The 13,407-nt window shown below is 33.0% G+C and carries 12 protein-coding genes; 7 read left to right on the top strand and 5 right to left on the bottom strand.

Annotation, left to right across the window (positions count from 1 at the left end):
- Positions 1 to 197 precede the first annotated feature (197 nt).
- Positions 198 to 1,739, bottom strand: coding sequence for an MDR family MFS transporter (locus AC0ONG_RS18705; RefSeq protein ID WP_000449901.1), 1,542 nt, complete (start codon positions 1,737 to 1,739; stop codon positions 198 to 200).
- Positions 1,740 to 2,142: 403 nt separating this feature from the next.
- Here AC0ONG_RS18705 and AC0ONG_RS18700 point away from each other — a divergent pair, with 403 nt between their 5' ends.
- Positions 2,143 to 2,643: a hypothetical protein gene (locus tag AC0ONG_RS18700; protein WP_000708116.1), complete on the top strand. Its 501-nt coding sequence runs from the start codon at positions 2,143 to 2,145 to the stop codon at positions 2,641 to 2,643.
- A 32-nt stretch (positions 2,644 to 2,675) separates the two neighbouring features.
- Here the strand turns inward: AC0ONG_RS18700 and AC0ONG_RS18695 are convergent, their stop codons facing one another.
- The gene (locus tag AC0ONG_RS18695) at positions 2,676 to 2,909 is read right to left on the bottom strand and encodes an SPP1 phage holin family protein (RefSeq protein ID WP_000939448.1); all 234 of its coding nucleotides are present in this window, start codon (positions 2,907 to 2,909) and stop codon (positions 2,676 to 2,678) included.
- Between the two features lie 163 nt (positions 2,910 to 3,072).
- Here AC0ONG_RS18695 and AC0ONG_RS18690 point away from each other — a divergent pair, with 163 nt between their 5' ends.
- Together AC0ONG_RS18690 and AC0ONG_RS18685 are read left to right on the top strand one after the other, a co-directional pair.
- Positions 3,073 to 3,726 carry a diguanylate cyclase domain-containing protein gene (locus AC0ONG_RS18690; protein WP_000680815.1) on the top strand — a complete coding sequence of 218 codons (654 nt, stop codon included), beginning with the start codon at positions 3,073 to 3,075 and terminating at the stop codon, positions 3,724 to 3,726.
- Between the two features lie 614 nt (positions 3,727 to 4,340).
- Entirely contained in the window at positions 4,341 to 5,003 is a 663-nt protein-coding gene (locus tag AC0ONG_RS18685) for a YkyA family protein (protein ID WP_000922472.1), read from the top strand.
- 31 nt (positions 5,004 to 5,034) lie between these two features.
- Here AC0ONG_RS18685 and AC0ONG_RS18680 read toward each other — a convergent pair whose 3' ends face one another.
- The gene (locus AC0ONG_RS18680) at positions 5,035 to 5,493 is read right to left on the bottom strand and encodes a YkyB family protein (RefSeq protein WP_000804864.1); all 459 of its coding nucleotides are present in this window, start codon (positions 5,491 to 5,493) and stop codon (positions 5,035 to 5,037) included.
- A 141-nt stretch (positions 5,494 to 5,634) separates the two neighbouring features.
- Between AC0ONG_RS18680 and AC0ONG_RS18675 the strand changes: the two genes are divergently transcribed.
- Both AC0ONG_RS18675 and AC0ONG_RS18670 read left to right on the top strand, forming a co-directional pair.
- The gene (locus tag AC0ONG_RS18675; RefSeq protein WP_003279790.1) at positions 5,635 to 7,209 is read left to right on the top strand and encodes a Ppx/GppA family phosphatase; all 1,575 of its coding nucleotides are present in this window, start codon (positions 5,635 to 5,637) and stop codon (positions 7,207 to 7,209) included.
- Between the two features lie 108 nt (positions 7,210 to 7,317).
- Entirely contained in the window at positions 7,318 to 9,426 is a 2,109-nt protein-coding gene (locus AC0ONG_RS18670) for a polyphosphate kinase (RefSeq protein ID WP_000423553.1), read from the top strand.
- 160 nt (positions 9,427 to 9,586) lie between these two features.
- Here AC0ONG_RS18670 and AC0ONG_RS18665 read toward each other — a convergent pair whose 3' ends face one another.
- Positions 9,587 to 9,823, bottom strand: coding sequence for a hypothetical protein (locus AC0ONG_RS18665; protein ID WP_000283738.1), 237 nt, complete (start codon positions 9,821 to 9,823; stop codon positions 9,587 to 9,589).
- A gap of 97 nt (positions 9,824 to 9,920) precedes the next feature.
- Complete coding sequence (locus AC0ONG_RS18660) at positions 9,921 to 10,778, bottom strand: metallophosphoesterase (protein WP_000680639.1); 858 nt, start codon at positions 10,776 to 10,778, stop codon at positions 9,921 to 9,923.
- 229 nt (positions 10,779 to 11,007) lie between these two features.
- Here AC0ONG_RS18660 and fadH point away from each other — a divergent pair, with 229 nt between their 5' ends.
- Positions 11,008 to 11,772, top strand: coding sequence for a 2,4-dienoyl-CoA reductase (gene fadH, locus AC0ONG_RS18655; RefSeq protein ID WP_000660913.1), 765 nt, complete (start codon positions 11,008 to 11,010; stop codon positions 11,770 to 11,772).
- Positions 11,773 to 12,027: 255 nt separating this feature from the next.
- Positions 12,028 to 13,245 carry an EAL domain-containing protein gene (locus AC0ONG_RS18650; protein ID WP_000564306.1) on the top strand — a complete coding sequence of 406 codons (1,218 nt, stop codon included), beginning with the start codon at positions 12,028 to 12,030 and terminating at the stop codon, positions 13,243 to 13,245.
- Positions 13,246 to 13,407 lie beyond the last annotated feature (162 nt).

Genomic DNA, 13,407 nt, shown 5'->3' with positions numbered 1-13,407 from the left:
GGGCAGTAAGACACCCATCCAAAAATTCAGCGGAACCAAAGAAGTTAGGTGGGGGCGGGCTGTCCGTAAAAGCCCGATTGGTTCAATTAATAATCAGTGGGGGATGAACAAAACCGCCACTGATTAAAGATTAACTTTATACATATTATAAACGGCATATCCTTTTTCATAAAGGGATATGCCGCTTCTTTTTTATATTAACTGACTTGCTTTTGTTTTTCTTTCTTTTTAGGGCCTGTAAAGAGGCGTTCATTTCCCATAAGTAAAATACAAATAATACTTAGTACAGCCGGAATAAGTGCCCAGAAGAATGTGTTCGCAATAGATGTAGCGAGAGCTTCTTTAATACCCGCTAATATTTCAGCAGGAATTTTTGCGGTAGCGCCTGGCGATAATAAGAAACTTGTGTCTCCACCTTTTGGAGCTAATTTTGCTAGTTCAGGGGGGAACACAGAGTTTAGTTTATCTGTAAAAATATGATTTTGAATTGTACCGAAAATCGTTACACCAAGAGTCATACCGAGTGATCGGAAGAATGAGTTTGTTGATGTTGCCGAACCACGGTCTCGCATTTCTAATTTGTGAATAGAAGACATACTTAATACTGAGAATGAGAAGCCAACACCAAGCCCAGCGAGAATCATAAATAGTGTTACGAGTAAACGAGGTGTATCCATTGTTAAAGTACTTAATAAATAAATACCAAGAACGAAGAAGACGCCAGATACCATCATAATGTTACGATAGCTTGTTCGAGAAGCTAATTGTCCTCCTGTTTGACTTCCAATTACAGAACCAACCATCATTGGTGTTAAAATTAATCCGGCATTAGAGGCGGAACCTCCAAGAACGCCTTGAATGAAGATTGGAATATAAACTGTACAGATAATAAAAGCGGCACCATAGAAAAAGGCAACTCCTTGACTAGCTGCGAATAAAGGTTTTTTAAATAGATGGAACGAAATAATAGGCTCGGTTGCTTTTCGTTCTACAAAGAAGAAAATAATAAGCGTAATAACTACTGTTGTAAATAAGCCAATAATTACAGTGGAATTCCAGGCATATTCCTTACCACCAAGTTCTAATGCGAACATTAAGCAAACGATACTTATGACAAGTGTAATAGCACCAGCCCAATCAATTTTTTGTTTTCTAAATTCTAGAGACTCACTGTAGTATTTAGTAATGAAGAAAAAGGAGATAAGTCCTAATGGAATATTGATATAGAAGACCCAATGCCAACTTATATAGTCTGTAATATAAGCGCCTAATAAAGGACCGAATACACTAGAGGTCCCGAAAACAGCACCGAATAGTCCTGTCATCTTCCCACGTTTTTCTGGTGGGAAGATATCGTACATAATTGTGAAGGCGATAGGCATAAGGGCACCACCACCGATACCTTGAATAGCTCTATAAATACTTAATTGCTCAATACTTGAAGCTGTTCCGCAGAGCGCAGAACCGAATAAGAAAAGAATGAGGCCACCAATATAAAAACGTTTCCGCCCGTACATATCAGAAAGTTTCCCGAAGATAGGCATCCCTGCCATTGTTGCTACCATATAAGCTGATGTGACCCAAACAAACTTATCAAATCCTCCTAAGTCTCCAACAATTGTTGCCATTGCGGTTGCAACGATTGTATTGTCCATTGCGGCCATTAATATACCAAGCAGTAAACCAGCAACAACAAATTTTGTCTTGTTGGCGTCTTTTTTTAATGGTTGAGTTTCCAAATATAACCCTCCTTTAGAAATAAGTAAACTATATTAAGTTTTGAGTGCAGTGGATAAAAAATTTAAATGTATAGGTGATTTTAATTTCTTTTCCATAAGTGCACTGATATGCCATAAAGAATATTATAGTCAAATTTGACTATAAGGCAAACTTTTTCTTCCGTCAAAATATTCTTTCGTATGAGTAGAGAACGAGTGAGCCATATTGAATATTGCCATAAAGTAAATTGTAAAAAAATTTCATTAAGAACACCTTCTGTTAATAGATGAAAAATGGTTTTTTCTTCATATTGTCGAATAGGATAAAAGGAAGAGAAATATTAAACATTGCTTGTAGTAAGCTTTAGTAATTTGGGGAATTCATTGTGTGTATGATACATCTGAAATGAGGTGAATATATATTATGAAAATATGGGGACGAATTTCGGATACAGGAAAGTATTCAATACCGCTACAACCAGTATTGTGGATTGACGGATCGAAAAAGGAAAATGAATTTCCTCAAGTAGCCGTTACATTAAAAATTGGTAGTATGTATACAGAACAATTTTCGTATGAATTGACCTACGATGTAAACGACATACTTATTATGAGAATTGAAGTGGAAAATAAAGGGGTAGAAATGATTTCGAGAGTTGTTGTAAGTCATATGATTCGAGATTACTTTGCTTATATTCCTAATTCTTTAAAAGTTGATAAGGGGATAAGTGAGTTTTTATTCCAGCTTGTAAGGTGGCGAATTGATGATTTGTTACCGAATGAAAAGGTGGAACTACGTTGTAAAATAAAAGCTAATAAAGATAAAGCTCTTAAACAAGCATTCTTTCAGGCTACATATACATTTCAAGATAAAGAGATATCATATGGTCCACTGCAAACAAATGAAGTTGTTGTGCGTCAATAATAAAAAGGAACCTGTACAAAAGGTTCCTTTTTTTAGTGAAGGTTGTGTTTTTTGAGTATTTTCTTTTGCTCCATTCCTTTTTTTCCTACATAGTTATTTTTGTAGCCAAAGTATAGAATAAATAAAAATGAAACAACATTAACAATAGCGTCAATTTGATCGTTTGTAATAAAGTGTATGCCGAAAGAGGTAAATAATAATTTTAATGATAATAGAAAACCAGCTAGTAACCGCATAGCATCTGATAGATTCTCTTTTTGTAGCATATAGATTACTCCTTTCTATAAAAGTTATATATTATATATATGAAATAGAGTAGAAAAGGTATACAAGCTTAAGCAGAAATGTACATTGGATATGTACATTTTTTATTTGGTAGAAAAACATTATTGATATAGAAACATATATTGGTATAAAAGGGGGAGAAGTATGAAACATAAAGGGAAAATTAGTGGATTATTACTTGGAAATACAGTGGCAGTTACAGAATGGATTGCACTTCAGGATGTAATTGCAAAACTGGATTCACGATCATTTTATACCGTCTTTATTATTTATATATTGCAAATGATACTAAGTTATTATTTTGGACATTGGTACGATAAAAGAGCGAACAAGCGTATGAATGAAGAAGTAGGAGGAATGGCAAGCAACGATTTTGTTGTTGATTTTTTTGGGAAAGTAGCCGCTTTATCTGAAAGAGCTTCCCGTAATATTACAGTTTACATTCTTTCTGTAAAAGAATGGGAAGGATTAAAAGACACGTTGCAAGAAAAAAAATTGGGAGTGTTAGTACAAAAATTAGAGAGTACCATTGTAAAGTCAATTCGGAAGGGAGATGTTGTTACAAAGTGGGATGAAAATAAGTATGTTATTGTAGCAATTGATAATGGTCATGAAACATCAACAATAACAAACAGATTAATGAAAAATATTGAAAGTGAAATAGAAGGTGATTTACTCAGTGTCACTCTTTTATTTGGAGCAGCTAGCTATCCAGTAGAAGGAAAAACGTTTGAAGAACTGTTGAGAAAGTCGCAAAATCAATTGTACCAGTATAGAAATTTGCAAGAAAATGAGTGAAGCTTTGATTTGAAGATATTTGATAGGAAGAAGTTTTATTTGTAACATTTTTTTGACTTTTATTACAAAAAAACGCTGCGTTTGTAATAAAAGTCTTTAAAAATATATGAAATAAGCATATAATTATGATGGTAGTGTCAATGCAATTTGCACAATGTGTTTTATTTTAAAAGTGTAGAGGAAAGCAAGCTCTACACTTTTCCTTTTTAGGAAATGAAAAGAATATTTGTAAGTTGTTGCGAGATATCGATTGTACTGTGTAAAATGAACAAAGAGATTATTTGATAGAAAGCTGGAAAGGGAATGATAGACGTGAGAGCGGAACGATCACCTTTTATCAGGTGAACTATTATAGTCTTATTAAGACTGAGGTGAAATTCTGTGGCCATTAAGGTAATACATAGTGTGAACAGATTTTAAAGAACACGAAGTACTATACTTAAAGATGGATATGGAACTGCTAAATACTTCAAAAAGAATAATGTAATATTAAGTAATAATTTGTACAAACAATATTAATGATCTTCGTAAAAAAGATGCGAGTGTATAGAACAATTACATATTTTATAACTTTTTTATATTACACGATGGTCGTTTATAAGTAGGAGGAAGAGATGTTGAAATATAGTAAATTAGCAATTATAACTGCATTATCAATGACTTTATTAGCCGGTTGTTTTGGACCGAAACCAGAAGAAGAATTATATGTAGCGTTTGAAAACGCTGCTAAACAAGAAAAAACAATGTTTGAAGATGCAAAAAAACTTGAGACTTTAGAGAAAGAAGGACAAGAATTATATAACCAGATTGTGCAAGAAGGAAAAGATAATAATCAAACTGTTAAAGAAAAACTGAATCAAGCAGCAAAGAATACAACTGAACGAGAAAAAGTACTTACAAAAGAAAAAGAGGCCTTAAATAAAGCGCAAGAAGAAGTGAAGTCAGCTGATAAGTATGTGAAGAAAATTGAAGATAATAAGTTGAAAAATCAAGCTGATAAAGTGAAAAGCATGTATGAGAAACGACACGATTCATTTAATAAAATGTATGACAGCTATAATAAATCTTTAAAACAAGAAAAAGAGTTATATACAATGTTACAAGATAAAGGTACTAAATTAAAAGATATTAGTGAAAAAGTAAAAGTAGTAAATCAATCTTATAAGGATATTGAGTCAGAAAAAGATAAATTTAATGAATTCACAAAGTCTTATAATACAGAAAAAGTAGCTTTTTATAAACAAGCAAATATTAAAATTAAAGAAGAGAAAAAATAAAACAGTTTGGCCTACACTTGGCCAAACTGTTTTATTTTTTTGTATAAGTACGACTATACCATGGAACCGGTTCACTTAATTTTTTTTCTTGTTTCAATGCTTCAGGCCCAATATAATCTTGAAGTGTTTTTTTTGCTACTGTTAAAGATAAGGTTGTTTTCGGATTTCGATAGGAGGATTCAAGATGACCAAGATGCGGTAGAATTCGAAAATCTTCTTTCGTAGGAGGGATGTGGAAAAAATAATCGCCTAAACGTATAAGGACATCAGATTGTTGTTGGCTAAAACGTGGGTTTCTAGAAAAATGTAATCCTTCTTTAATTGCTTTTTTTTCAGCAATCAAACGCTCTAAAGCTGTCTTTTTTAACCAGTATAAATATTTAGGATTAGTAGCTGCTTTAGCATGACGATTCACAACGAAAATAGATTGAGCTAGTCGATTAATAGAATGTTGGTTTTGTAATTGAGATTGTGGTTGTGAAGGTTTCATATTGAATCTCCTTTCAATTTTTCATTATTATAGCATAAATAAAATAGGTTTTTATTATATGCAAAAAGTGATTGTATATATTTTCAATATTAAAGCAATATTGTTACAAAAAACAACTATTTTGTATAATAGTAATAGAATATGTTTTTGAAATTTGATAATGAAAGAGTGAGAAGTTTGAAAGAAATATTAAAACAACAGTATGCCATTATAGATATTGGATCTAATACAATGCGTTTAGTTATTTATGAAAAGCAAAATGGAGGTTTTTATAAAGAGATTGAAAATACGAAAGTGGTTGCTAGGTTAAGGAATTACTTAATTGATGGTGTGTTGAATGAAGAGGGAATAGAAGTATTATTACAGACATTATTTCAATTTCAAGAAAGTACAAGGTTCCATCAGTTGCATCATGTACTTTGTGTTGCAACAGCAACAATTAGACAGTCTGAGAATCAAGAGGAAATTAAAAAGCTTATTGAAGGACAAACGGACTTTACTCTTAGAGTATTATCAGAATATGAGGAAGCGCGTTACGGATACTTGGCGGTTATGAATTCTACATCGTTTTCAGAAGGAATAACGGTAGATATTGGTGGGGGAAGTACGGAAGTTACATACTTTAGAAATAGAGAGATTTTAGAGTACCATAGTTTTCCTTTTGGGGCACTTTCTTTAAAGCAACAATTTATTAAAGGTGACATTCCTACTAAAGATGAGTTAGAGGGAATGCAACATTATTTAGAATTTCAATTTCAAACGTTACCATGGTTCATCAATAAGAAATTGCCTCTTATTGCAATTGGTGGTAGTGCGAGGAACTTAGTAAAAATCCATCAAAATTTAATATGTTATCCTATAGCAGGATTACATTTATACAAGATGAAAGAAGAAGATATTGAAAATGTAAAAGATGAGTTGGAAAAATTGTCGTTCATAGAACTTCAGAAATTGGAAGGATTGGCAAAAGATCGAGCGGATACGATTATTCCAGCGGTTGAAGTATTTCATACACTTGTTAATGTTATAGAGGCACCGGCATTTGTATTAAGTAGAAAAGGATTAAGAGAAGGTGTTTTCTATGAAGAGTTGACAAAAGATTTGGGGATTTCATATTATCCGAACGTAGTTGAAGAAAGTTTGCATTTACTATCACATGAATACGAAATGGACATGGAATTTGTTATTCAACTTATTAAACATGGAAGACTAATTTGCAAACAACTTGAGGAAATAGGGCTTATTTCTATGTCAGTAAAAGACTGGGAAGTATTCCATCAAGCAGCGAAAGTATTTAATATAGGCAAATATATAGACGAAGAAGCGAGCCGTTTACATACGTTTTATTTATTGGCGAATAAGACAATTGATGGCATGATGCATAAAGATAGAGTGAGGTTAGCGCTTATTGCATCTTATAAATCAAAAATGCTATTTAAACAACATTTATCTCCATTTGAAGGTTGGTTTGATAAAAGTGAACAAAAAAAAATCCGTCTATTAGGAGCTGTTTTACAATTTTCAGCTGCTTTAAATGCAAGGCAACGATCGCTTGTTGAAACCATATCTATAACAGAAAGCAAAGAGGCATTAACGTTTAAAGTTTTATGTGAACAGTCTGCATTAGCAGAAAAAGTGCAAGCTGAAAAACAAAAAAAACAGTTAGAAAGAGTATTAAAAACGAATATTAACTTGTTATTTGAACTAAAACATTAGGTCGTACGGATGTCTTTACGAAAAATTTACACTTTGTAATATTGTAATTTGATAAAATAAAATTAACTAAATTATAGTAAAAAAGTTTCAAGGGGAAGTGTGAAGAGAATGGAATTATCGAAGGGGAATGCAGTAAATTTAAATGATACAGCTTATTACAATAATCGAGAGTTAAGCTGGCTAGCATTTAATGAACGTGTACTACAAGAAGCGCAAGATGGAAAAAATCCACTTTTGGAAAGATTGAAATTTATTAGTATTTTTAGTTCGAATTTAGATGAATTCTTTATGGTACGTGTAGCGGGATTAAAGGATCAAGTGAGTGCTGGATTTAATCAGCCAGAAAATAAAGCTGGCTTAACACCAAAAAAGCAACTAAATAAAATTGCGATAAAAGCCCATGAACTAATGACAGTACAATATGATACATTTAAAAATTATGTATTGCCAGCGCTTGAGTTAGAGGGAATTGAACGTTTAACATTCCATGATTTGACGAAAGAGCAGCGAGAATTTATAGAAGAGTATTTTGATGAGCAAATTTTTCCGGTGTTAACCCCTGTAGCTATTGATGCATATCGCCCATTTCCAATGTTATTAAATAAAAGTTTGAATTTAGCTACTCTTTTATATGATGAGAAGCAAGCGGAGGAAGAGAATCGGACGAAGCTAGGAATTGTACAAGTTCCTTCATTACTTGAGCGCTTCATATTTTTACCGAGCGAAGGGCAAAAGCATAAATTTATTTTATTAGAAGACGTAATTAGTAGCTTTACTCATAAATTATTTACGGGATATACAGTATCATCTGTTACTCGTTTCCGTATTACACGCAATGCAGATTTAACGATTCATGAAGAAGGTGCGAGAGATTTATTAAAGGTAATTGAAAAAGAATTAAAAAAACGTAAGTGGGGGGGGGCTGTACGTTTAGAAGTTGGGAAAGAACACATTGATGAAAGAGTATTAGCGTTATTATATGAGGTTCTGGAAGTAAAAGATGAAGATGTATATATAATGGATGGGCCATTAGATTTAACATGTTTGTTTTCTTTATATAAAAAACTAGCTCCTTTATATGAACATCTTGTATATCCGGCTCTTATTCCGCAACCGCCTCAAGATTTAGGTGATGAAGAAGATGTATTTGAAAAAGCAATTGAGCATGATATTTTATTACATCATCCTTTTGAATCATTTCAGCCGGTAGTTGATTTTGTCCGTGATGCGGCAGACGATCCAAATGTACTTGCGATTAAACAAACGTTATATCGAGTAAGTGGTGATTCACCAATTATTCAGGCGTTAAAGATAGCGGCTGAAAAGGGAAAACAAGTGACGGTATTAGTTGAATTAAAGGCAAGATTTGATGAAGAAAACAATGTTCATTGGGCTAAAGAATTGGAACAGGCAGGATGTCATGTTATTTACGGTGTAAGTCACTTGAAAACACATAGTAAAATTACGTTAGTTGTAAGAAGAAAAAACGGAAAAATCGAAAGGTTCGTACATCTTGGAACTGGAAACTATAATGATGCAACAGCGAAGTTATATACTGATTTTGGATATATTACATCAAGAAAAGACTTTGGGGTTGATGCAACCAATTTCTTTAATTATTTAAGTGGTTATACAACAAAGCCACATTTTCATCATTTATCTGTTGCTCCATTTGATATAAGAGAACAATTTATGGATTTAATAGATGAAGAAATCCGTTATCATAGGCAATATGGAAATGGATATATTATCGCTAAGATGAATTCATTAACAGATAAACCATTAATTAAAAAAATGTACGAAGCATCACAAGCTGGAGTAAAGGTAGAGCTCATTGTTCGAGGAACATGTTGCCTACGACCTGGTATTCCAAATGTAAGTGAAAATATTCGTGTAGTTAGTGTTGTTGGAAGATATTTAGAACATAGCCGTATTTATTATTTCCATCATAATGGGGAGGAGAAAATATATTTATCTTCAGCTGATTGGATGACGCGAAATATGGAGAAGCGAGTGGAAATATCTTTCCCGATATTAGATATTGAAATGAAGGCACGAATTAAGGCGATTTTACAGCTTACATTAGCTGATAATGTGAAAACACGTGAACAAAATAAAGATGGTGATTACTATTATGTTATTAATGGTAGTACAGAAGAAATTGATAGCCAAGTGAAGTTGTTTAAGATGGCGTATCAAAATACAGATGCTGAATAATGAAAAAAGTAAAAACCTCTTATGTCTATAAGAGGTTTTTACTTTTTTCTACTCATATGCTCCCAAAATGGGAGGATGAGTAGAAACAATAGTTTTATTATAAGCGTGTAATAAGGTGGCTCGTTGAGAGAATAACATTTGAAATAATCGTTATTTTAACTTAGTAATAGTATGGTTGTTGACATGGTCCACCGTAACAAGGATAAGGTGCTGGCGGCGGGAAAGGTGGTGGATAAGGTGGGTAAAATGGTCGAGGGCCGAAAGCTAATGCTCCGCCGAGTAATCCACCAGCAATTCCAGCTAGAAAGGGAACGCCAAAAAACGGGAAGAAGCGTGAGTCGCCTACTGGACCAATAGGTGCTGAACGGACTGGGATTGGTTGATAATATGGATACATGAACATACCTCCTTTATTGGACTCACTTTCATCATATGGTAAATGAAACGTGGATGAGCGCGTACAAGAAAGGATATGCAAGAAAATAGGCGAATTATTACGAATGTTGGAGTGTAAAAAGTGTAATTTCAGGTTTTGACATAAAACGGAATGGAACACGCGTTCTCCCTAGGCCTCGATTAACATAGAGAGTTAAATCTTGAATTGTATAGAAGCCTTCAATATAGTCTTTGGCGAGTGATGGTGTAATAATAGCTCCTAAAAAAGGAATTTGTACTTGTCCGCCGTGGCTATGACCAGAAAGTTGCAAGTTGATTGGATATCTGGAAACTTGGGGCGCGATATCTGGTTCGTGAACAAGAACAATGTTATAAGTATTTTGTCGTGCATGCTCTAATGTTTTCTCTATTTTGGGTTTGCCTAGTAGTATATCATCGAGACCGAAAATAGAAATCTCACTATTATCCATTAGACGAATTCTTTTTTCATTATTTAGCAATAGTTCAAATCCAGATTCACGCATGATGTGTTCATAGTATTTAGTTCCATATCCACCGTGATCATGGTTACCATAAATAGCGAATTTACCGAAGGGGGCTTGTATATTTTTTAAAATGGATGCAACGAAAGGAGTGTCAGTATACGTTTGGTAATTATCAATGAGATCTCCAGTAAAAAGGACAATATCTGGATTTACAGCATTAATTTTAGAAACAACTTGAGATAAATGTTGAAGCGAGAAATAGTATCCAAGATGTAAATCGCTGAATTGAAGAATTTTCATACCATGAAAACTTTTTGGGATGAGTTGTGATTTTAATGTGTGCTGTGTAAAAGAAATGAAATGGGGTTCTATATATTTAGCATAGTAGTATCCGATGCCACTGGTTATAAATGAATAGAGACAAGTGCGCATACCAATTTTTAAAAAATTTCTTCTTGTAATGTGCTTCATAAAAATATGAGTATCCTCAATGTTTTTATTCCATTTATAGGCTACTCTAATCTCCTTTCAGTTTATTTAAAATATACTTTACATAATAAAAAATTAGTATAGATTACGAAAAAAATGAATGAAAAGAAAATTCTTTACAATAAAATATCAGAAAAGTTTAAAAATATAAAGATTTCTATTAAATAAAGTGATAAAATGAATGTGTATTCATTTTTTGGAGGGGATGTATGTGAAAGAGAAGGTAGTTATTATAACAGGTGGATCGAGTGGAATGGGAAAAGGAATGGCGACTCGTTTTGCAAAAGAAGGGGCACGAGTTGTTATTACAGGACGTACAAAGGAAAAACTAGAGGAAACAAAGTTGGAAATTGAACAATTTCCGGGGCAAGTATTACCTGTACAAATGGATGTAAGAAATACGGATGACATTCAGAAAATGATTGAACAGATTGATGAGAAGTTTGGTCGAATTGATGTTTTAATAAATAATGCAGCTGGAAACTTTATTTGTCCAGCAGAAGATTTATCTGTGAATGGTTGGAATTCAGTCATTAATATTGTGTTAAACGGTACATTTTACTGTAGCCATGCTGTCGGAAAATATTGGATTGAAAAAGGTATAAAAGGGAATATCATTAACATGGTAGCAACATATGCATGGGATGCAGGTCCAGGAGTTATTCATTCGGCTGCAGCGAAGGCAGGGGTATTAGCGATGACGAAGACGCTCGCTGTTGAGTGGGGACGTAAATATGGAATACGAGTTAACGCTATCGCGCCAGGACCAATTGAACGTACGGGCGGTGCTGATAAATTATGGATTTCAGAAGAAATGGCTAAGCGTACGATACAAAGTGTTCCGCTTGGAAGGCTGGGTACGCCAGAAGAAATCGCTGGTCTAGCTTATTATTTATGCTCAGATGAAGCTGCGTACATAAATGGAACTTGCATGACAATGGATGGAGGACAACATTTACATCAATATCCATTTTAAAAGGGATAAAAAAATGAATGTTTGATTCATTTTTTTATGGTTAAATGTGACGGAATTGTGACATATGAAAGAAAAGTGTTTACAAGAGGTCATATATACGTTATATTTAAGACCTCTTTTTTCTTCATAGTAGAATTGCTAATTCCCCTTAGCATTTTACCCCTCTAATCCCTTCAGGAAAACTGAAGGGATTTTTTATTATTTTTCCGTAAATATCATGTTATAATTTTTGAAAAGTAAAGGGAGGGAAGCACGTTGATAGATGCATTAGATGTAATGAGTAACTTGGATAAAGTCCTTCCTTATTATCAAGCTATTTTTAGTGCTGATGAGCATACTGTAATTGGATATGAAGTAGTAGGACGTATTCAAACAGAAGAGGGCATACAAAGTTTAGCTTCTTTCTTTCACGATGATTCGATTCCAAGTGAATTTCAACTGGAAGCGGATAATATTATAGTAGAAAAAGCTTTAAATCGTTATTTAGAAAGCGATCAAAAATTATTATTATTTATACATCGGAATGCTAATGTATTAATGAATGATGATGATGAAAGCTTGCTTCAACTTTTATTGAGGTATGAAGAACAAGGTTTAAATTTAAAACAAATTGTTTTAGAGATTACAGAACATGAATGTAAAGAAGATATAGAGCAATTTAATCATTTGCTTATGTATTATCGTACATATGGTATTCAAATTTCGATTAATAAAGTCGGAACGGGCACAAGTAATTTAGAGCGTATTAGCGTGTTAGCACCTGATATTTTAAAAGTAGATTTAACGAATTTAAGGCAAACAGCACTTTTACAATCTTATCAAGATATTTTATATTCTTTATCATTACTTGCTAGAAGAATTGGTGCAACTTTGTTATATGAAGAAATAGATGCTTTTTATCAACTGCAATATGCTTGGAAGAACGGCGGAAGATATTATCAAGGTAATTATTTGAAAGAATGTTTACCTGATTTTATTGAAACGAATGTTTTGAAAGAGCGACTTGGTAATGAATGTCATCAGTTTATTCAGCATGAAAAGAAGAAGTTACAAAAAATTTATAATTTGACAGAGATGTTACGCGATCGCATTGGCGATGTTTTATCAAAACAAAAAAAGAATGAAGATATAAATGATTGGTTATTACAATTTAGTCAAAGTGTATCACAGTGTAGTTTTCGTATATTTATTTGTAATGAAGATGGTTTCCAACAATCAGGAAATGTTATGAAAAAAGATGGAGAATGGATTGTGATGCCGGATTATTATATGAAGAACTGGAGTTGGCGCCCGTATTTTCTCGAGAATATCATGAAAATGCGTTTTGAGAATAAGGCAAGGCTTTCAGATTTATATGCAGATATCGAAACGGGCGAAATGGTACGAACATTTTCTTTCCCAATAGATGATGACAACTTTTTATTTATAGATTTATCTTATGAATATTTATATGAAGAAGATGTTTTATTTTAATGCACGAAGAGATTCGTGCATTTTTTGTTTGTTTTTATCATAAATTGGTAATAGTGAAAATGGTGATGAAAATGCTGTCTATCGTTGTAAAGATTTTACGAACGAAATCTGTCCTTTCTTTGCATAATCATTGTTACAATGAATACTACAAAGACAAGTTCT

It is taken from the genome of Bacillus sp. TCT6 (assembly GCF_056033845.1).
Note: the sequence above shows the minus strand (reverse complement) of the source record. Positions and strands in the feature narration are given on the sequence as shown.

What these genes read in the sequence shown, in the direction of transcription:
- AC0ONG_RS18700 (WP_000708116.1), top strand. Translation starts at nt 2,143, where the DNA reads ATGAAAATATGGGGACGAATTTCGGATACAGGAAAGTATTCAATACCG.
- AC0ONG_RS18695 (WP_000939448.1), bottom strand. Translation starts at nt 2,909, where the DNA reads ATGCTACAAAAAGAGAATCTATCAGATGCTATGCGGTTACTAGCTGGT.
- AC0ONG_RS18690 (WP_000680815.1), top strand. Translation starts at nt 3,073, where the DNA reads ATGAAACATAAAGGGAAAATTAGTGGATTATTACTTGGAAATACAGTG.
- AC0ONG_RS18685 (WP_000922472.1), top strand. Translation starts at nt 4,341, where the DNA reads ATGTTGAAATATAGTAAATTAGCAATTATAACTGCATTATCAATGACT.
- AC0ONG_RS18680 (WP_000804864.1), bottom strand. Translation starts at nt 5,493, where the DNA reads ATGAAACCTTCACAACCACAATCTCAATTACAAAACCAACATTCTATT.
- AC0ONG_RS18675 (WP_003279790.1), top strand. Translation starts at nt 5,635, where the DNA reads ATGTTTTTGAAATTTGATAATGAAAGAGTGAGAAGTTTGAAAGAAATA.
- AC0ONG_RS18670 (WP_000423553.1), top strand. Translation starts at nt 7,318, where the DNA reads ATGGAATTATCGAAGGGGAATGCAGTAAATTTAAATGATACAGCTTAT.
- AC0ONG_RS18665 (WP_000283738.1), bottom strand. Translation starts at nt 9,823, where the DNA reads ATGTATCCATATTATCAACCAATCCCAGTCCGTTCAGCACCTATTGGT.
- AC0ONG_RS18660 (WP_000680639.1), bottom strand. Translation starts at nt 10,778, where the DNA reads ATGAAGCACATTACAAGAAGAAATTTTTTAAAAATTGGTATGCGCACT.